The sequence below is a fragment of the Bradyrhizobium sp. SZCCHNR1051 genome (genome assembly GCF_032489615.1).
In the GTDB taxonomy this organism is placed as follows: domain Bacteria; phylum Pseudomonadota; class Alphaproteobacteria; order Rhizobiales; family Xanthobacteraceae; genus Bradyrhizobium.
The window spans coordinates 319,381-338,444 of the sequence record NZ_JAUEYJ010000005.1; the positions used below are offsets into that span (position 1 = coordinate 319,381).

The 19,064-nt window shown below is 66.6% G+C and carries 15 protein-coding genes; 12 read left to right on the forward strand and 3 right to left on the reverse strand.

Features of this window, described 5'->3' with window-relative positions:
* Positions 1-294: 294 nt before the first annotated feature.
* The 9 genes from dnaN (at position 295) to QW868_RS08415 (ending at position 11,319) form a co-directional block, all read left to right on the forward strand.
* Positions 295-1,413, forward strand: a complete 1,119-nt coding sequence (gene dnaN, locus QW868_RS08375; protein ID WP_315735522.1) for a DNA polymerase III subunit beta — start codon at positions 295-297, stop codon at positions 1,411-1,413.
* Positions 1,414-1,482: 69 nt separating this feature from the next.
* Positions 1,483-1,770, forward strand: coding sequence for a GIY-YIG nuclease family protein (locus QW868_RS08380; RefSeq protein ID WP_316230320.1), 288 nt, complete (start codon positions 1,483-1,485; stop codon positions 1,768-1,770).
* A 62-nt stretch (positions 1,771-1,832) separates the two neighbouring features.
* The gene (gene recF / locus QW868_RS08385) at positions 1,833-2,969 is read left to right on the forward strand and encodes a DNA replication/repair protein RecF (RefSeq protein ID WP_315735526.1); all 1,137 of its coding nucleotides are present in this window, start codon (positions 1,833-1,835) and stop codon (positions 2,967-2,969) included.
* Positions 2,970-3,511: 542 nt separating this feature from the next.
* The gene (gyrB, locus tag QW868_RS08390; RefSeq protein WP_315735528.1) at positions 3,512-5,947 is read left to right on the forward strand and encodes a DNA topoisomerase (ATP-hydrolyzing) subunit B; all 2,436 of its coding nucleotides are present in this window, start codon (positions 3,512-3,514) and stop codon (positions 5,945-5,947) included.
* 173 nt (positions 5,948-6,120) lie between these two features.
* Complete coding sequence (murA, locus tag QW868_RS08395; RefSeq protein WP_315715017.1) at positions 6,121-7,416, forward strand: UDP-N-acetylglucosamine 1-carboxyvinyltransferase; 1,296 nt, start codon at positions 6,121-6,123, stop codon at positions 7,414-7,416.
* Between the two features lie 179 nt (positions 7,417-7,595).
* Positions 7,596-8,087: a DUF2867 domain-containing protein gene (locus QW868_RS08400; protein WP_316230321.1), complete on the forward strand. Its 492-nt coding sequence runs from the start codon at positions 7,596-7,598 to the stop codon at positions 8,085-8,087.
* Between the two features lie 214 nt (positions 8,088-8,301).
* Positions 8,302-8,697, forward strand: coding sequence for a DUF5071 domain-containing protein (locus QW868_RS08405; protein ID WP_315784365.1), 396 nt, complete (start codon positions 8,302-8,304; stop codon positions 8,695-8,697).
* A 41-nt stretch (positions 8,698-8,738) separates the two neighbouring features.
* Positions 8,739-9,197 (forward strand): hypothetical protein, encoded by a 459-nt coding sequence (locus QW868_RS08410; RefSeq protein ID WP_315784367.1) that lies wholly within the window; start codon positions 8,739-8,741, stop codon positions 9,195-9,197.
* Between the two features lie 736 nt (positions 9,198-9,933).
* Positions 9,934-11,319 carry an MATE family efflux transporter gene (locus QW868_RS08415; protein ID WP_315773303.1) on the forward strand — a complete coding sequence of 462 codons (1,386 nt, stop codon included), beginning with the start codon at positions 9,934-9,936 and terminating at the stop codon, positions 11,317-11,319.
* 5 nt (positions 11,320-11,324) lie between these two features.
* Here QW868_RS08415 and QW868_RS08420 read toward each other — a convergent pair whose 3' ends face one another.
* Entirely contained in the window at positions 11,325-12,467 is a 1,143-nt protein-coding gene (locus QW868_RS08420; RefSeq protein WP_315812153.1) for an FUSC family protein, read from the reverse strand.
* 121 nt (positions 12,468-12,588) lie between these two features.
* Here QW868_RS08420 and QW868_RS08425 point away from each other — a divergent pair, with 121 nt between their 5' ends.
* Positions 12,589-13,959 carry an MmgE/PrpD family protein gene (locus tag QW868_RS08425; protein ID WP_315797200.1) on the forward strand — a complete coding sequence of 457 codons (1,371 nt, stop codon included), beginning with the start codon at positions 12,589-12,591 and terminating at the stop codon, positions 13,957-13,959.
* An 8-nt stretch (positions 13,960-13,967) separates the two neighbouring features.
* On the opposite strand, the gene QW868_RS08430 is transcribed toward QW868_RS08425, so the two are convergent.
* Both QW868_RS08430 and QW868_RS08435 read right to left on the reverse strand, forming a co-directional pair.
* The gene (locus QW868_RS08430) at positions 13,968-15,365 is read right to left on the reverse strand and encodes a serine hydrolase (protein WP_316230322.1); all 1,398 of its coding nucleotides are present in this window, start codon (positions 15,363-15,365) and stop codon (positions 13,968-13,970) included.
* Positions 15,366-15,506: 141 nt separating this feature from the next.
* Entirely contained in the window at positions 15,507-16,583 is a 1,077-nt protein-coding gene (locus QW868_RS08435) for a helix-turn-helix domain-containing protein (RefSeq protein WP_316230327.1), read from the reverse strand.
* A gap of 140 nt (positions 16,584-16,723) precedes the next feature.
* On the opposite strand from QW868_RS08435, the gene QW868_RS08440 reads away from it, so the two are divergent.
* Positions 16,724-17,641, forward strand: coding sequence for a pirin family protein (locus tag QW868_RS08440; RefSeq protein ID WP_315735540.1), 918 nt, complete (start codon positions 16,724-16,726; stop codon positions 17,639-17,641).
* Positions 17,642-17,683: 42 nt separating this feature from the next.
* Positions 17,684-18,598, forward strand: a complete 915-nt coding sequence (locus tag QW868_RS08445) for a phosphoribosylaminoimidazolesuccinocarboxamide synthase (RefSeq protein ID WP_316230323.1) — start codon at positions 17,684-17,686, stop codon at positions 18,596-18,598.
* Positions 18,599-19,064 lie beyond the last annotated feature (466 nt).

Here is a 19,064-nt window from a genome sequence, read left to right on the forward strand (position 1 = left end):
AGGTTCGCCCCCAGCCGGGCCGTTGTCCCGGCCCTTCGACGCTGTCCTTCGGACGTCATGCTCGGACGTCGTTCTCGGACCCGGCCTGCGGATCGCGGAAGCACCTGCCGAAACGTGGGAAATCGGCCCGCCATCCCTTGCGCTCGGGCCTCATCCGCGCCACTTTACGCCTCCCCCTCACGCTCCTGGACGCTGGCCAAGCGCCGTTCGGGCGCGAGGTGCCATCGGCCGCGGCGCTGCTCAGCCCGCCGGCATTCCAGGACAAGCTCAGTTGGAACGGGCGGGTATAGTGCAATGAAGGTGACCGTCGAACGCGCACAGCTCCTGAAGTCGCTGGGCCACGTCCATCGTGTGGTCGAGCGGCGCAACACCATCCCGATCCTGGGTAACGTGCTGGTCCGCGCCGAGAATGCCCGGCTGTCGCTGCGCGCGACCGATCTCGATCTCGAAGTGACGGAAACCCTGGCCGCCGAGACTGCCACCGCGGGCTCAACCACCGTTCCGGCGCACATGTTCTACGACATCGTCCGCAAGCTGCCGGACGGCTCGCAGATCGTGCTGGAGAGCGACGGCGAGCGTGCAGTGCTCGCGATCCGCGCCGGCCGCTCCAAGTTCACCTTGCAGACGCTGCCGGAGAGCGACTTCCCGGATCTCGCCGCGGGCGACATGACGCATGCGTTCGGGGTTCCCGCCAAGGACGTCAAGAGCCTGATCGACCGCACGCAGTTCGCGATCTCCACCGAGGAGACGCGCTATTACCTGAACGGCATCTATCTGCACGCCGGCGGCACCGCCAAGCAGCCGACCCTGCGCGCGGTTGCAACCGACGGCCACCGCCTCGCCCAGGTCGACCTGCCCCAGCCTGCCGGCGCCGCCGAGATGCCGGGCGTGATCGTGCCGCGCAAGACCGTCGGCGAAGTGCAGCGGCTGATCGAGGACAATGACAGCGAGATCAGGATCGAGCTGTCGCAAGGCAAGATCCGCTTCACGCTGGGACAGGTGGTGCTGACCTCGAAGCTGATCGACGGCACCTTCCCGGACTATGGCCGGGTCATTCCGCAGAACAACGACAAGGAGCTGGTCGTCGACAAGGCCGATTTCGCCGCCGCCGTCGACCGCGTCTCCACCATTTCCTCCGAGCGCGGCCGCGCCGTGAAGCTCGCGCTCTCCCCCGGCAAGCTGGTGCTCTCCGTCACCAACCCGGATTCCGGCAGCGCGACCGAAGAGCTCGAGGTCGAGTACGCCTCGGACGCGCTCGATATCGGCTTCAACTCGCGCTATCTGCTCGACATCGCCGCGCAGATCGAGGGCGAGGTCGCCGTGCTCCGGCTCGCCGATCCGGGCTCGCCGACCCTGATCCAGGACCGCGACAACCGCAACGCGCTGTATGTGCTGATGCCGATGCGGGTGTGAGGCGAGTCTGCTGCGAGATCGAGTTTAACCCGTCATGCCCGGGCTTGACCCGGCCATCCATCCTTACAAATGGCCTACTGGGTTTACATTCTCGCGAGCAAGCCGGGCGGCACGCTGTATGTCGGCGGGACCAATGATCTCGTCCGGCGCGTCTATGAGCACCGCGAAGGTCTCGCCGAGAGCTTTATGCGCCGCTATGGCATCAAGCGCCTCGTCTACTTCGAGACGCATGAAACAATCGCGGCGGCGCTGCAGCGTGAGAAGAATATCAAGCACTGGTCGCGTGAATGGAAGATCGACCTGATCGTCGCGAGCAATCCTGACTGGCGCGATCCATATGATGAAATAGTCCGCTGACGCGGACGATGGATTGCCGGGTCAAGCCCGGCAATGACGAATCAAGGTCCCAGCTCCTCCCGATGACCCCCTCCCGCATCAACCGCCTCGCGCTGACGCATTTCCGCAGCTATCGCGCTGCCAGCGTCAGCGTGCAGGCGGACATGGTCGCGCTGGTCGGGGCCAACGGCGCCGGCAAGACCAATTGCCTGGAGGCGATCTCGTTCTTCGCGCCGGGCCGCGGCCTGCGCCGTGCCACCCTGGAGGACGTCGCCGACAACCAGGGCGACGGGTCGTGGGCGGTCTCGGCGGAGGTCGAGGGCGCGCTGGGGCTGACGACCTTCGGCACCGGCATCGAGCCGCCGCGCAGCGATGCGAACACCACGCGCCGCTGCCGCATCGACCGCGAGCCGGTCGGCTCGGCGGCCGCCTTCGGCGACCACATCCGCATGGTGTGGCTGACGCCGGCGATGGACGGCCTGTTCATGGGCGCGGCATCGGAGCGACGGCGCTTCTTCGACCGCCTGGTGCTGGCGATCGACAGCGCGCATTCGAGCCGGGTGTCGGCGCTGGAGCGCTCGTTGCGCTCGCGCAACCGGCTGCTCGAGGTGCGCAATTTCGACGACCATTGGTGTGACGCCATCGAGCGCGAGACTGCGGAGCTCGCGGTCGCCGTCGCTGCCAGCCGCGGCCAGACCGCGGTGAAGCTCGCTGCGATGCTGCGTCAGCGCGGTGCTGCCTCCGCGTTCCCGTCCGCCGAGATCGCGCTCGACGGCTGGATGGAGAATGCGCTGCTGACCGAACCCGCGCTCGCGGTGGAGGACCGCTATCGCGCTGTCCTGCGCGACAATCGCGCGCGCGATGCCGCCGCCGGCCGCACGCTCGACGGCCCGCATCTCACCGATCTCCATGTCGTCTATGCGCCGAAGAACATGCCGGCGCGCGACGCGTCGACCGGCGAGCAGAAGGCGCTGCTGATCGGTCTCATCCTTGCGCATGCGACGCTCGTGGCCGAGACCACCGGCATCGTGCCGATGCTGCTGCTCGACGAGATCGTCGCCCATCTCGATCCCGGCCGCCGCACCGCTTTGTTCGCCGAGCTGGGCACGCTCGGTGCCCAGGTATGGCTGACCGGCGCCGATCCCGCGGCGTTTGCCGAACTACGCGAGCTCGGCGAGATCTTCGACGTCGAGGCGGGGCGGATCAGCGCGCGGCGGTAACTCGCTCCGCCGCTGAACCTGTCAGTTCGCCGGTTCAAGGAGCTGTCGTTGGACGGCAGGCACCTGCCGGCGCCCAAGCGCTCGGCGACGAGCCCCACATCCCTGCCGAGAGCCAGAGCGACGCCCGTGCTCGGCAAGGTCGGCGACTGAAGATCGCCCGGCGGCCCGCCGTGATCGACACGCTGGAGCTCGCCGCCGGAGATGCCTGGGGCCTGATGGTTGGCCCTGGTGGCACCGCCCTGCCGCTACCGCTCTACTGAGGAGGCGCCTGCCGCGTCACGCGTGACTCGTGCCTTGAATCGCACGCGAAAGCGCCCCGCTGCACGCCTCAAAACCAGCCGCGAGAAGGGCCTGAATCCGGCTTTCGGAGGGGACGAAAACGACCCTCGCCAGGCCTTGAAAAACCGTTAAAAAGCGCTATCTCTTCAATGTCTTACGAAGTACCACTTTGCGCTAGGCGCGTGGCTTCTTTCGTGAGAGAAAGAGCGCTCTCGGCATGCGATCTGCGATGCCGATTCGACCACCCCTTCCGAAGGCCCCACATGACCGAACCCGCCCGGCAAACCATCGCCGACAACGAGCCTGCAACCGCGAACGAATACGGCGCAGAATCGATCCGGGTGTTGAAGGGCCTGGATGCCGTGCGCAAGCGCCCGGGCATGTATATCGGCGATACCGACGACGGCTCCGGCCTCCATCACATGGTCTACGAGGTCGTCGACAATGCGATCGACGAGGCGCTGGCTGGTCACGCCACGGCGGTCGAGGTGGTGCTCAATCCGGACAATTCGGTCACCGTGCGCGACGACGGCCGCGGCATTCCGGTCGACATCCACAAGGGCGAAGGCGTGTCCGCCGCCGAGGTCATCATGACCCAGCTGCATGCCGGCGGAAAGTTCGACCAGAACTCCTACAAGGTGTCCGGCGGTCTGCATGGCGTCGGCGTCTCCGTCGTCAACGCGCTGTCGAGCAAGCTGCAGCTGCGGGTCTGGCGCGACAACAAGGAGCATCTCATCGAGTTCGCCCATGGCGACGCGATTGCGCCGCTGAAGGTGGTCGGCGAGGCCAAGGGCAAGCGCGGCACCGAGGTGACGTTCCTCGCCTCGACGGAGACGTTCAAGAACGTCGAATACGACTACGCCACGCTCGAGCATCGCCTGCGCGAGCTCGCCTTCCTGAATTCCGGCGTCAACATCGTGCTCTCCGACATGCGCCACGCGGTCGAGAAGCGCGAAGAGATGCGCTACGACGGCGGCGTGGAGGAGTTCGTCAAATATCTCGACCGCAACAAGAAAGCGATCGTCCCGGCACCGATCATGGTGCGCTCGGAGGTCAACGGCATCACGGTGGAAGCTGCGCTGTGGTGGAACGACAGCTATCATGAGAACGTGCTGTGCTTCACCAACAACATTCCGCAGCGTGACGGCGGCACGCATCTCGCCGGTTTCCGCGGCGCGCTGACGCGCCAGGTCAACGGCTACGCCGAGGCCAATGCGAAGAAGGAAAAGATCGCGCTGACCGGCGACGACTGTCGCGAGGGTCTCACCGCCGTTCTTTCCGTGAAGGTGCCGGATCCGAAATTCTCGTCGCAGACCAAGGACAAGCTGGTGTCCTCGGAGGTGCGGCCCGTGGTCGAGAACGTGTTGAACGAGGCGCTCGCCGCCTGGTTCGAGGAGCATCCGGGCGAGGCCAAGACCATCGTCGGCAAGGTGATCCAGGCCGCGGCGGCACGCGAAGCCGCGCGCAAGGCGCGCGAGCTGACCCGCAAGAGCCCGCTCAGCGTCTCCTCGCTGCCGGGCAAGCTCGCCGACTGCCAGGAGAAGGATCCGGCCAAGTCGGAGCTGTTCATCGTCGAGGGCGACTCGGCCGGCGGCAGCGCCAAACAGGGCCGCAACCGCGAGTTCCAGGCGGTGCTGCCGCTGCGCGGCAAGATCCTCAATGTCGAGCGCGTGCGCCCGGACAAGATGCTGTCGAGCGAGCAGATCGGCACCCTGATCACCGCGCTCGGCACCGGCATCAGCGACGAGTTCTCGATCGACAAGCTGCGCTATCACAAGATCATCGTAATGACGGACGCCGACGTCGACGGCGCCCACATCCGCACGCTGCTGCTGACCTTCTTCTACCGGCAGATGCGCGAGATCATCGATCGCGGCCACCTCTACATCGCCCAGCCGCCGCTCTACAAAGTCACGCGCGGCAAATCCGAGCAGTATTTGAAGGACGAGCGCGCGCTCGAGGACTATTTGATCGGCACCGGTCTCGACGATTGCGTGTTCAAGACGGCGGAAGGCGAGGAGCGCAAGGGTCGTGACCTCCTGGCGCTGGTCGAGGAAGCGCGTCTCGTGCGCAACATCCTGCGCAACCTGCACACGCGCTACGACCGCAAGGTCGTCGAGCAGGCCGCGATCGCCGGCGTGCTGCGCCCGGACATCACCCGCGATATCCCGACGGCGGACGCCGCGGCCGCCTACATCGCAAAACGGCTCGACGTGCTGGCCGACGAGGTCGAGCGCGGCTGGATCGGCCACTTCGTCGAGGGCCAGGGCTTCACCTTCGAGCGCACCGTGCGGGGCGTCAAGGACGTCGCAGTCATCGACGACGCATTGCTCGCGTCCGTCGATGCCCGCAAGCTGGACGAATATGCGGCCCGCCTGCAGGAGGCCTATGCGAAGCCCGGCGCCTTGCGCCGTGGCGACGTCCAGACCGTGATCCATGGCCCGGTCGATTTGTTCGAGGCGGTCACCGATGCCGGCCGCAAGGGCATCAACATGCAGCGTTACAAGGGCCTCGGCGAGATGAACCCGCAACAGCTCTGGGAGACCACGCTCGACACCGACGCGCGCACCCTGCTGCAGGTGAAAGTCAAGGAGGTCGACGAGGCCGACGACATCTTCACCAAGCTGATGGGCGACGTGGTCGAGCCGCGCCGCGAGTTCATCCAGGACAACTCGCTTTCGGCGAACGTGGACGTGTAGTCGCGACGTCCAGCCCGAGGATACCTCGCACTGGCGCGATAGACGACCAGGCGTACCCTGAGTCTGCGGAGCAGTGGCCTGCCCGTCCCTTCCGTGTTAATTCCGTTGAAGATCGATGTTCCGCTTTCGCCGGTCCCGGGGCGAATCACCATCTCAGAACGGACTTTTCGCGCATGGCGCCCATTCAATACATCGTCGAGGGGGGTCACCGGCTCAAGGGCGCGATCGAGCCGTCCGGCAACAAGAACGCCGCCCTGCCGATCATCGCCGCCGCGCTGCTGACCGAGCATCCGGTCACGCTCGACAACGTGCCGCGCATCCGCGACACCGAGACGCTGGTCGAGCTGGTGCGCTCGGTCGGCGCCTCCGCCGAATGGCGCGGCCGGAACAGGCTCACGATCCATGCCAAGGAGATCCGCGCCGCGGACCTCGATCCGGACCTCTGCGCGCGCATCCGCGCGTCGATCCTGCTGGCAGGGCCCCTGCTCGCCCGCTGCGGCGAAGTGGCGCTGCCGCCGCCAGGCGGCGACGTCATCGGCCGCCGCCGCCTCGACACCCATTTCCTCGCCTTCGAGCAGCTCGGCGCCACCGTCACCGCGACCGACAAGATCGAGCTGCGCGCCTCCGGCCTCAAGGGCGCCGACGTCTTCCTCGACGAGCCCAGTGTCACCGCGACCGAGAACGCGCTGGTGGCCGCGGTGGCCGCCCACGGCACGACTTACTTGCGCAACGCCGCCTCCGAGCCGCACGTTCAGGACCTTGCGCATTTCCTGGTCGCGCTCGGGGCCAACATCGAGGGCATCGGCACCAACACGATGGTGATCCATGGCGCCAGCACGCTGGGCCAGGCGAGCTACTCGATCCAGCCCGATCACATCGAGGTCGGCTCGCTGATCGGCCTTGCCGCCGTGACGCGCTCTCCCTTACGCATCGTGCGCGCCGGCACCGAGCATCTACGCTCGATCCGCATGGGCTTCGAGCGGCTCGGCATCGTCTGCGAGGTTGCCGGCGACGACCTCATCGTGCCCTCGGAGCAGACGCTGCGGATCAAGGACGATTTCGGCGGCCACGTGCCGAAGCTGGAGGACCAGCCCTGGCCGGCCTTTCCCGCCGACCTGATGTCGATCGCACTCGTCACCGCCACGCAATGCGAGGGCGTGATCCTGATGTTCGAGAAGATGTTCGAGTCGCGGATGTTCTTCGTCGACAAGCTGATCTCGATGGGCGCGCGCATCGTGCTGTGCGACCCGCACCGCGCCATCGTCGCCGGCCCGAGCCGCCTGCGCGGCGCCCGCGTCGTCTCCCCCGACATCCGCGCCGGCATGGCCATGCTGCTGGCCGCGCTGTGCGCCGAGGGGACCTCGTATATCGACAATGCCGACCAGATCGAGCGCGGCTACGAGCGCATCGACGAGCGGCTGAACGCGCTCGGCGCCAAGATCACGCGCGTGCCGGAACGCGGGCGGTAGCGCCATTCACGCGGCATTTCTCCGACGTCATTGCGAGCGAAGCGCGAAGCGAAGCAATGACGAATGACCGGCCGTAGCGCTATGCCATTCGTGCGCTGGCTTCGCGAACATGAGCGTGCGATGATGCTCCGCATCGCGCACAGCGCGGGCACAACCGTGACATGTGAGGCTCACTGCACATGGCCATCAGCGAGATCACTCCCAACATCGACCGTACCAGATGGCTCGCGGGCGCAGAGTTCGCCGATGCCTTTCGCATCACGATTGACGAGCCGGACATCGATGCCCGCACGGCGGCCGAGCGCATGCTCGGCCGCGCGCCTTGGTGGATGGCGGCGCTCCTGAAGCTCCGCAACCTGCTGGTCAGGCCCTTCGGTCTGAAGACCTCGGGCGCGGACCCAGACATCCCACGTCCTCTGATCGGGATGTTTCCGGTCGTCGACGAAACGCCGCAACGAATCGTGCTCGGCTTCGACGACAAGCATCTGGATTTTCGTGTCGTGGTCGACGTCAGGTCCGAGGTCAGCCCCATTGGCAAGGCCTCGCAGGTGACCGCGACCACGTTGGTGCACACGCACAACACGCTCGGCCGCTTCTATCTTGCCGCCATCATGCCGTTTCACCGGCTGGTGGTGAAGACAATGCTCCGGCAGGTCGCAGCGCCCGCCTGACCCCGCGGCCTCCTGGCGCAAATCGATCCCGAGAGCCAAGACCTGCTCGGCCACCAGCAGCACATGTAGCACGGGTGCGATCTGGTTCAGCGAGGCCTGCACATACTCCAACTCGCCGCCCGTGACTCTCGCGAAGCGCGCGCCAGCATAGCGCGATCATCTTCGCCAGAACAGCCCGCAGAAGTTCATCAATCTGTCTTTACCGAGACTCATCATGGACGATATCCATCAGCTCACCCCAAAGGGAAAGGCCGACCTCGATCGTGCGCGGGCAGCCGTGCAGGCCGGCTACCCGGCCGTCGCCCCAATCCTTCCCGAGCTGACGGCGTGGCTAAAGGACTACAATTGGCCGGTGGCGCACATTCTCGCCCCCTTCCTCGCTTCGATCGGCGCGCCGATGGCACCGCACATCTGGCATGTCTTGAATTCCGACGATGCCGTTTGGAAGTATTGGATACTCCAGCTGCTCATCCCGTTCCTTCCCGAGGACGTTGCTCTCCAGTTTCTCCCTGAGCTCAGGCGGCTTTGCAGCACGCCGAGCGAGGACGAAAGACGGGAAGGACTGGATCAGCAGGCGCGCGATGCTCTTGCGCAATTCGGCTTGCTTTGAAAAATGAAGGCAAGGCGCATTGTGCGTCAGGGGGCGATCAGATGGGCCTGATACGCAGGCTGTTCAGCGAACTGATCATGAGGCGGGTTGAAATTGACGACGCGTTCTTTGGACATCTCGTCTCGATGGGATCCTACTGGGAAGCAAAGCGGCAGTTCTCACCAACGCAGACCGAGATCGAGATCTTCATTGATGCGCCTGGCGAGCGGCTGGCGCCCGACCAACAACAGCGCGAGTTCTTCGCCTGGGTTGAACGCGACTACACCGACATCATCCACAACATCGATCATGTCGCGCGCGCGACTTACGAGCATTGGTTCGGCAAACCGCTCGAAGCTTCGTTCGACACGGAATTCGTACTCAACAGCTTTTCGGTTCCGCTGCTGAACGCAGGACCTGCTGATTGGGATATGTCGTTCGCTTCGCGAACCGACCAGGAGCACATCTTGATCGTGGAGCTCCGCGGCTCCAAAGCGCTCCGCGCCCACATGGACGGCTGACGTGTGCGCTACACTCGGCTCGTCAGCTGAGAGCGGGCCGCGTGCAAACATTGATTTCGATAGCCACCTCAGACACATGGTCCGATCGAGATCATCTGGCCTAAACTTTCCGCTTGCTTTACTTCCGAAAATCGGAAATACTACACCCATCCCGTCCTCATGAGAGGGGCGCTTCGCGATCGTCACGGACGTTGAGGGTGGGATGCGATGGATGCGGCAGCTCACAGCGCGCACTTGAGGTTTCCTCGAGGCTGGCGCGTGGACGAAGGAGCGGCCGCGTACGGCGAAATCGTATGGTCCTGGCCTCCCGATGCTGAGGTCAAGCCGGCGGGCGATCCGCAAGGTGACGGGGGCAAACAAGCTCGGTCCCCGGGGAGAGTACGTATAAGCCGTTCCAACCATGGCGCAGGGAAGGCCGGATGTGCGGCCCACCTGTGGTGACTGCCGCCTGCTACTTCTTTTGCAGGCGGGCCATGGGTGTGGTCAAGCACCCGGCCTTCCCTGCCCCTCTTCCTGTTCGAGGGGAGCAAATCGAGCATCACCCGGGCACGCCGTGCCGCGGGAACGTGTGTGGCCGTCCGATCCGATCTGGTTCGGCACGAGAGCAGTCCGCGATGGCCGACGTCGCGAACCCAAGCTCCAACGATGATGTTGCCGCGACGCTCGCATCTCGCACGGCCCATGACGACGACGGCGTGATGTGCACGACACTGCGGGGACTGCTATAGCCTCGATCATGACCTCCACAGCCGGAACCGACCACGCGCCGCCGCCGGCGGCGCCGACACCTTCTCTCGCGCTCGAACTCTGGGAGACGGTCCGCCTCGCCGCGCCGATGGCGCTGACGCAGCTGTCGCAGATTGCGATGATGTCGACCGATCTCGCCTTCATCGGCCGTCTCGGCGGCGATGCCGTTGCAGCGGCCGCGTTAGCGGGCACCGTCTACTTCGTCGGCTCCACCTTCGGCATGGGTCTGATGTCCGCGGTGGCGCCGCTCGCCGCGCAGGCGTTCGGCGCGGCCGATGCCGGGCTGGTCCGGCGCGCGCTGCGCGTCGGGCTGTGGGCCGGGCTGTTCATCGCGTTGCCGATCATGCTGATCGCGCTGAACGGCGAGGTCATCCTGCTCGCACTCGGACAGGCGCCGGGCGTGGCGCATCTCGCGCAGGACTATCTGGCCGGCCTCGCCTGGGGCATTGCGCCGATGCTGTGGTTCCTGGCGCTGCGCAGCTTCATGGGCGCCGTCAACCGCCCCGAGCCGGTGCTTTGGATCACCTTGGCCGCGATCCCGCTCAACGCGCTGCTGGTCTATCCGCTGCTCTATGGCCACTGGGGTTTTCCGCAGCTCGGCCTGACCGGCGTCGGCCTCGCCACCTCGACCGTCAACCTGGGAACGTTTCTTGCCGGTCTGTGGTTCGCCGCGTTGCGCCCGCCGTTCCGCGACTATCATGTCCTGGCCCGGCTCGGGCGCATCGACTGGCGGCTGATGCGGCAGCTCCTGATCATCGGCGCTCCGATCTCGCTGTCGTTCCTGCTCGAATATGGCTTGTTCTCGGCGGCGGCGATCCTGATGGGACTGATCAGCACGGCCGCTCTCGCCGCGCATCAGATTGCACTGCAGATCACGGCGATCCTGTTCATGGTGCCGTTCGGCATCAGCATGGCCGCGACCGTGCGCGTCGGCCATGCGGCCGGCCGCAACGATGCGCACGGTGTGCGCCGCGCCGGCCTGATGGCGATGCTGCTCGGCCTCGTCCTTGCCATGCTGTTCACGCTCGGCATCATCCTTGCGCGGTTCGAGATCGTGCAGCTGTTTCTTGGCGCCGGCCTCGCCGATGCCGCGGCGACTGCGGCACTCGCCGCCACGCTGCTCCTGGTCGGCACGACCTTCTTCATCACCGATGCGCTGCAAACCATCGCGGTCGGCGCGCTGCGCGGCATCAAGGACACGCGCGTGCCGCTGCTGCTCGCCGTGCTCGGCTATTGGCTGATCGGCTTTCCCGCATCCTACGTGCTTGGCCTGCACACCAAGCTCGGCGCGATCGGAATCTGGATCGGGCTGTCGATCGGCACCGCCATCTATGCGGCCCTGCTGGTGCTGCGCTTCCTGCGGTTGTCGCGATGAGGAGATCAGGCCCCCGCTGTATCCGGCGTCTCGTCGCGCTCCGGTCGATGCGGCTTCCCGGTCGACGCGCCCGCCCATTCGGCAACGACGCGCTCGAGGTCGATCAGGTTCTGGCGCATCTGCTCCAGCGAGAAGCCGAGCGCGAAGAAGCGCTCGGCGGCGTCACCCGGCAGGCCCCGCGTGAGACCGTCGCTGCGGACGGCGGCGACCTCTTCCGCATAGGCCTTCACCGCGACGTGGATCGGCCAGATCGCCGGCGGGCCGGAGCCGTTGCGGATGGCCGCGGCACAGCCGCGCAGATAGCTCGCGATGGCATCGCTGACGCGCGACACTGGTCCGGACAAGCGCGCCTGCAGCTCGGATGGCAGCGGCACCACGCTGGCACGGCCGATCATCACGACGTCGTGGCGCAGGCGCAGGATCGTCCGCAGCAGCGGGCCGGTATCGGCGCCGGAGGACAGCCGCGCCGAGCGCTCCCGCTCGGCCTCCGCTCCTGTCGCATTCAATTCGGTGAGCGCGGTACCAATGCCGTCCTGGATCCGATGCAGCGCGTCGTTGTCGCGGCCGCGCGACAGGCCGGCCAGCAGCTCGGTGAAGGCAGCTGCAATCAGTTCGAGCAGACGCCCCGCCGCGGCACGCATCTGCACATGCGCGCGCGACGGCAACACGATGAACGATACGGCGAGGCCGGTCAGCGCGCCGACCGCGACCTCGAACACGCGGTCGATCGCGGAGCCGAGCGGATCGAGATGGCCCATCGTCGGCACCAGCAGCACGATGACCGCCGTCACGGTGGCGGCGTTGAGGCTGGGATTGATCGCGGCGACGAAAGCGAGCGGCGTCACCGCCAGGATCAGCATGCCGAGCAGTTGCAGCTCGCCCGAATGCGGGATGAAGACCGTGATGGCGCCGCCATAGATGGCACCGCCGATGGTACCGAACATGTAGTCGCGCGTTGCCTTCAGCGAGCGCCCGACGCTGCCTTGCGTCACGATCAGCGACGTCAGCACCGCCCACAGCGGCAGCTTCAATTGAAAAGCCGTGGCGATGGCGAAGGCAAGCGTCGCCGCCACCGTGCCGCGAACCGCCAGCGACATCGGCGCCTTGCGGGCGCGCAACCGGCCAAACAGCCGCTTCAAGGACATCATCAGTCGCTCACCTCGAACAGCACCAGCGCGATCCCGGCATGGCAGCTCCCCACCCGGCCGAACCGGCTTGAAAGGCGGAATCGGCTTGCCTACGGTCATTGCAACGATGCGAGGAAACACGATGGCCCAGGAAACCGCAACGCTCGCCGCCTATGTCGCGGAGCTGAAATATGACGATATCCCGCCCGAGGTGCTCGACCGCGCCAAGGTGCTGACGCTCGACTTCCTCGGCAGCGCCATCCGGGCCCGGCGCGAGGCGGAATCGACGCCGTCCATCGTCAAGATGCTGGCGGCGCTGAAGCTCGATGCGGCGGGCGAGGCGACCGTATTCGGCGACGACAGAACCTGGACGCCGGCGGTGGCGGCGCTGCTCAACGGAACGATGGGCCATTCGCTCGATTTCGACGATACCCACGCCGATTCCTCGCTGCATCCGAGCGCGCCGGTGGTGCCGGCCGCGTTCGCCGTCGGCGAGCTGGTCGGCGCGTCCGGCCGCGAGGTGCTGACCGCCATCGTCGCCGGCTACGAGGTGTGCTGCCGGCTCGGCAACGCGCTCGATCCGACCTCGCATTATGCCCGCGGCTTCCACCCGACGGCGACCGCCGGCACCTATGGCGCGGCCGCCGCGGCCGGCAAGCTGTTCGGCCTGTCGGAGCAGCAGTTGATCTACGCCTTCGGCGTGTCCGGCAGCCAGGCCGCGGGCTCGCTGCAGTTTCTCGTCAACGGCGCCTGGAACAAGCGCTATCAGGTCGGCGCGTCGGCAATGAACGGCGTGATCGCGGCGACGCTCGCCAAGAACGACTTCGTCGGCGCGATCGAATCCGTCGAGGGCAAGCACGGTCTTCTGGTCGGCTACACCGACGCGCCGCATCACGACAAGGCCGTCGCCGGGCTCGGCTCCACCTATGAGACGATGAAGATCGGCGTGAAGCCGTATCCGAGCTGCCGCTATACCCATGCAGCGATCGACGCCATCATCGCCTTGCGCCGCGAGCACAATCTGACGCCGGACCAGGTCAAGCGCGTCGAGGTCGGCCTGCATCGCAACGGCATCACCCTGACCGGTGACGCCGCGACCAAGCGGCATCCGACCTCGATCGTCGGCGGCCAGTTCTCGATGTTCTTCACCGGCGCGCTGGCGCTCGACCAGGGCCGCTTCGGCTGGGACGACTACGTCAGGCTGGGTGACATCGCGATCAATGCGCTCGCCGACAAGTTCGACGTGGTGCAGGACGACAGGCTGGAGGTCGGCCGCAGCCATCCGTTCGGCGCGCGCGTCACCATCACCACGGAAGACGGCGTGCACGAGCGGCTGCACGACGATCCCTCGGGCGAGCCGACCTCGTTCCCCTCGGCGCAGGCGATGAGCGACAAGTTTCTGACGCTCGCCCGGCCGGTGCTGAGCAACCGCGCGCAGAGCTTCGCCGATGCGATCCTGTCGCTGGAGCGGTTCGAACGTGTCGCGCAGGCCACCGCGCTGGGGAGAGCGTAGCGCATGCGTCATTCCCCATGGGTCGCCGCGATCACGTCGCTCACGAGCTGCGCCACGCCGTCGGCCTCCGGCGGCCAGTTCACGGTGCGCCCGAAACGCGCAATGACGAGACGCTCGGAGGGGATGACGATGACATATTGGCCGAGCGTGCCCTTGGCGAAGAACGCGTCGCGCGGCCAGCCATGGGAGCTGCGGTAGTTGGCGCCAAAGCTGTCGCCACTGTTGGTCCAGAAGCCGGCGCCGAGGCCGACGAACGCGCCGGGTGTCGGCGCGCTGACATACGCGACCCAGCCGGCGGGCAGGATGCGGCGGCCAGCCACGACGCCGTCGTCGAGATACAGCTGGCCGAGTCGCGCCCAGTCGCGCGCCGACGCCAGCATCTGGCTCGATCCGTCCGGCGTGCCGGCGGCGTCGAATTCGAGGGTGACGCTGGTCATGCCGAGCGGATCGAACAGCTCGCGATGCGCAAAACGCAGCACATCCGCAGCGCTGCCGCCGACGGCGTCGCGGATGAGATGAGAGAGGATGACGGTGTTGCCGTCGTGATAATTGCTGACCGCGCCCGGCGTGGTTTCGAGCGGCATGGTTTCGGCGAAGGCGGCGCGGTCCGTTTCGACGAATTTCATCCGGTTGACCGGCTCGAGCGCCGAGAACAGCGAGGCCTGCAGCGAGCTGCCGAGCGCGAGGCCTGCGGTGTGGCGCAAGAGGTGATCGACGGTGATGGCGTGGCGCGGATCTTTGTCGTCGCGCCACGCCGCGATGGGCGCGGGCGCATGCAGCGCGAGCTTGCCCTGGCGGACGAGAATGCCGATCAAGGTCGCGGTCATCGACTTGGTCGCGGAGAAGCCGAGCAGCGGCGTGTCGACCGCAAAGCCCGGCGCGTAGCGTTCGGCGATGACCTTGCCGTCCGTCATCACCACGACGGCATGGGTGCGCCGGAACGGCGGCACCTCCGGCTCGGCAAAGGCGCGATCGAGCGCCGCAGTCAGCGCCGGTGTCACCGGCGCCACGCCGTGCGGCAGAGCGGTGCCGGGCAGCAAGGCCGGCTGGGACGGCCGGATGGCCGGCCAGTCCGGACTCTCGCCATGATCCATATGGCAGCCGAGCCCGTCGCGAAACACTGCACGGCTGCGGCCGAGCCCGAGCAGCGTCACGGTGACGTCCTTGGCGGCGCGATCGACGCGGATGTCCATCGCCCAGCTCAGCAGGCCGGCGCCCGGCATCGCGGCCCGTGTCTCGGAGAGCGTGCGGTCCGGGTCGAGACCGGAGACGAAGGTCTCCGAGCACAGCACGCTGGCGATGAAGCCTGTCGCGATTTTCGGCACGTCGCGGGCCCGGGCGCTGCCGACAGCCAGGGCGGTCAGCGCGGTGGTGGCAACGAGAGCGATCAGCAGGCGGCGAGTCATGAGGAGCTCCGGCAGTTGGATCTGCCGGACCGGACTGCGGCTGCGGCCCGGACGCTCGCCGATTTTGGAAATCATCCCAGCCGAGAATCGCCGGGATCTCGCCGATTTTGGAATTCCTCTGCAGTTTCAAGGCTGAACAGATCACGCCGCCGACAGCCTCATGCGCCGGTACTCGGTCGGCGTCACCCCGGTCACCGCCTTGAAGGCGCGGTTGAACGGGCCGAGCGACTGGAACCCGGCGTCCATCGCGATGGTGATCACGGGCACCTCGGCCTGGGCGGGATCGGCCAGCGCGGCCTTGGCCTCCTCGATGCGGTGGGCGTTGAGGAAGGTATTGAAATTGCGGTAGCCGAGCTCGCCATTGATCAGCCGCCGCAGCCGGTATTCAGGAATGGAGAGCCGCGTCGCCAGCATGCCGATGGTGACGTTCTCCTGGCGGTAGATCCGCTCGTTCGCCATCAGCCGCATCAGTGCGTCGACCAGCTTGCGGTTGGCCGCCGTCTCCGCCCCTGGGACGACCACGGTAGCCGCTGCCACGCTCGGCGTCTCGACCTGCGGGGTCTCCGGCGCGAGCACGTCGCCGGCACCGACCTTGAGCAGCATCAACGCAACGGCGCCGACCACGCCCAAGAACATCGCCGCATTGATGACATTGGCGAGCTCCGACGGCCCGCTGCCGGCGGACGCGATCTGCAGCAGCGCGTTGACGCCGCCGTAGGCCATCGCCGCGATGACGACGAAGGCGCGGATGCGCCGCCGCCCCTCGACGAGATCCGCCGCCCAGGAACGGATGGTCTGCGCCAAGGTCAGGCCAAGGAAGCCGAGAGCCAGCACATTATTGGCGACGATCACGAGCCGTCCATGTCCGGCAGGCCCCAGCACGAGACAGCTCAGCAGGCTGAAGCCGAACACCGCGAGCCAGATCAGGCCGTGCAGCCAACGCAACGCAAAGCCGTCGTCGAACAGCGCGCGGCAGAACAGCCAGAGCACGACGATATCGGCGGTCGCCAGCGCAATCAGCGGCGCGGAAGCGAGCGATGGCGCAGCCGTGCCGCCGATGTTGAAGGTCGCGGCATGCGCGGCCGAGCCCAGCGCCAGCGCGATCGCGAGCCGGCCGCGCCATTGCCTGCCGAGATCGCGTCCCAGCGAGACGGCGAGCACGGCCAGCAGCGCGATGGCGGCGGCGCGAAGCGCGAGATCGAGGCTTTCGAGCGTCATCGTCATGGGTCCGTTGTCAGCGCCGGAACTCTAGGCCGGAGCTTCGCTTCGTTCAAATCGCGCCGCCACCGCGACCTCCTGCCCTGCCGTCGCCTCAGCAAAGCTGCTAAGCTGGCGCGACCACATTGCAGGAGCGCCCCATGAGCTGGCAGCCATCGATCGATCCCGAGTTCGGCGATCCCACCTCGTGCGATGCGCTGGAGCACGTCATCGTGCCGCGCACCCGCGATCTCGGCGACGGCTTTGCGGTGCGTCGCGCGCTGCCGCATGGCCGCCGGCAGATGGTCGGGCCGTTCATCTTCTTCGATCATTTCGGCCCGGTGCAGTTCATGTCCGGTAAGGGCATGGACGTGCGGCCGCATCCGCATATCGGGCTTGCCACCGTCACCTATCTGTTCGACGGCGCCATCATGCATCGCGACAGCGAGGGCAACGTGCGGGAGATCCAGCCCGGCGCGATGAACCTGATGACGGCGGGCCGCGGCATCGCGCATTCCGAGCGCACGCCCGACCTGCAGCGGCAGAACGGGCAGAAGATGCTGGGCCTGCAGAGCTGGATCGCGCTGCCGGTCGAATCCGAAGAGATCGCGCCGAGCTTCCAGCATTATGCGGCCGACGCGCTGCCGACGGTCAGCGACACCGGCTTCTCCGCGCGCATCATCGCCGGCCGCGCGTTCGGCGCGGTCTCGCCGGTGACGATGGTCTCGCCCTGGTTCTATGTCGAGGTCACCGCGCAGGCCGGCACGGTCGTGCCGCTCGATCCCGACCACGAGGAGCGCGCGATTTATATCGTCGACGGCGAGGTCGAGATCGCGCGCGAACGCCACGAAGGACCGCGGCTGCTGGTCTTCCGCCCTGGAGACGCCATCAGCGTGCGCACGGTCAAGCCGACCCGGATGATGTTCCTCGGCGGCGACGCGCTGGAAGGGCCGCGCCACGTGTGGTGGAATTTCGTCTCCTCCAGCAAGGAACGCATCGAGCAGGCCAAGCAGGATTGGAAAACCGGCCGCTTCGCCGCCGTTCCCCAGGAGCACGAGTTCATTCCGCTGCCGGAATAGGCTATTGAGAGCGCAACGCTCCCGTTTCGAAAGCCCCGCACGATGACCACGCTCCTCACCAGCAATCTGCCGCTCCCGAAAATCGGCCGCGGCAAGGTCCGCGACATCTATGCCGTCGGTGACGACCGCGTGCTGCTGCTCACCACCGACCGCATCTCCGCCTTCGACGTGGTGATGAACGAAACCATCCCGATGAAGGGCGCGGTGCTGACGCAGATCTCGGCCTACTGGTTCAATGCGCTCGAAGGCGTCGTGCATCACCACATGATCTCGGCCGATACCGACGAGATCATCGACCAAGTGCCTGAGCTCAAGCCGCACCGGCAGGAGATTCTCGGCCGGGCGATGCTGTGCAAGCGCACCAATGTGTTCCCGATCGAGTGCGTGATCCGCGGCTATCTGTCCGGCTCGGCGTGGAAGGAATACGCGGCGAGCGGCACGCTCGCCGGCGAGCAGCTGCCTGCAGGCCTGGTCGAGAGTCAGAAGCTGGAGCCCGCGATCTTCAGCCCGGCGACCAAGGCCGAGACCGGCCATGACGAGAACATCACGATCGCGCGGATGCGCGAGGTGGTCGGCGACGAGACGGCCTACACGCTGGAGAGCATGACGCGCGCGGTCTATACGCTCGGCGAGGCGCTCGCCCGCGAACAGGGCATCATCATCGCCGACACAAAATTCGAGTTCGGCCGCGACAAGGATGGCCACATCATCCTGATCGACGAGGTGATGACGCCGGACTCGTCGCGCTTCTGGGCGGTCAATGCCTATCAGCCGGGCCGACCGCAGCCGAGCTTCGACAAGCAGCCGCTGCGCGACTATCTCGACGCCGAGCGCAAGGCCGGCCGCTGGAACGGCGAGGCCCCGCCGCCGCCTTTGCCGCAGAGCGTGGTGGATGCCACCAGCCAGCGCTATCTCGAAGCGTTCAAGCGGGTGACGGGGAGTGAGCTGAAGATCTGAGGATCGCAGGTTCACGCGTCGACGTTCGCGCTTGGGGTTGAGCTATCTCGTAGGAGCTCATAACTAACAGAGTGCTTCGGGGACCCCCGACCCCTCCCCGCAAGGGGGAGGGGCCAATCCGCGGCCGCGTTCTTCGCTGACACGATACTTCTCCGCTCTTCTGCGAGTGAATTTGGCGAGAGGTTCGCTCTCTCTTCTCCCCTCCCCCTTGCGGGGAGGGGTCGGGGGTGGGGGCCCACTCGACGAGACCATCATGATGCGCACAGACGCATCAACACGTCCCGCGGCGCCATCGCGCCCGAGTTGATCGCATCAAGACCCTCGAAAATGCCGAGGGCGCAGGGAAGGCCGGGAGCTGGCTGCTCCCATGGCCCGCCTGCTCAAAAAAATGCAGGCGGCAGGTACCACAGATCCTATGGGGCGGCGGGTGGTCAAGAAGGGTTAGGATTGGATTTCCGAACCATCC

Coding starts and splice junctions, on each gene's coding strand:
- dnaN (WP_315735522.1), top strand. CDS start 295: ATGAAGGTGACCGTCGAACGCGCACAGCTCCTGAAGTCGCTGGGCCAC.
- QW868_RS08380 (WP_316230320.1), top strand. CDS start 1,483: ATGGCCTACTGGGTTTACATTCTCGCGAGCAAGCCGGGCGGCACGCTG.
- recF (WP_315735526.1), top strand. CDS start 1,833: ATGACCCCCTCCCGCATCAACCGCCTCGCGCTGACGCATTTCCGCAGC.
- gyrB (WP_315735528.1), top strand. CDS start 3,512: ATGACCGAACCCGCCCGGCAAACCATCGCCGACAACGAGCCTGCAACC.
- murA (WP_315715017.1), top strand. CDS start 6,121: ATGGCGCCCATTCAATACATCGTCGAGGGGGGTCACCGGCTCAAGGGC.
- QW868_RS08400 (WP_316230321.1), top strand. CDS start 7,596: ATGGCCATCAGCGAGATCACTCCCAACATCGACCGTACCAGATGGCTC.
- QW868_RS08405 (WP_315784365.1), top strand. CDS start 8,302: ATGGACGATATCCATCAGCTCACCCCAAAGGGAAAGGCCGACCTCGAT.
- QW868_RS08410 (WP_315784367.1), top strand. CDS start 8,739: ATGGGCCTGATACGCAGGCTGTTCAGCGAACTGATCATGAGGCGGGTT.
- QW868_RS08415 (WP_315773303.1), top strand. CDS start 9,934: ATGACCTCCACAGCCGGAACCGACCACGCGCCGCCGCCGGCGGCGCCG.
- QW868_RS08420 (WP_315812153.1), bottom strand. CDS start 12,467: ATGATGTCCTTGAAGCGGCTGTTTGGCCGGTTGCGCGCCCGCAAGGCG.
- QW868_RS08425 (WP_315797200.1), top strand. CDS start 12,589: ATGGCCCAGGAAACCGCAACGCTCGCCGCCTATGTCGCGGAGCTGAAA.
- QW868_RS08430 (WP_316230322.1), bottom strand. CDS start 15,365: ATGACTCGCCGCCTGCTGATCGCTCTCGTTGCCACCACCGCGCTGACC.
- QW868_RS08435 (WP_316230327.1), bottom strand. CDS start 16,583: ATGACGCTCGAAAGCCTCGATCTCGCGCTTCGCGCCGCCGCCATCGCG.
- QW868_RS08440 (WP_315735540.1), top strand. CDS start 16,724: ATGAGCTGGCAGCCATCGATCGATCCCGAGTTCGGCGATCCCACCTCG.
- QW868_RS08445 (WP_316230323.1), top strand. CDS start 17,684: ATGACCACGCTCCTCACCAGCAATCTGCCGCTCCCGAAAATCGGCCGC.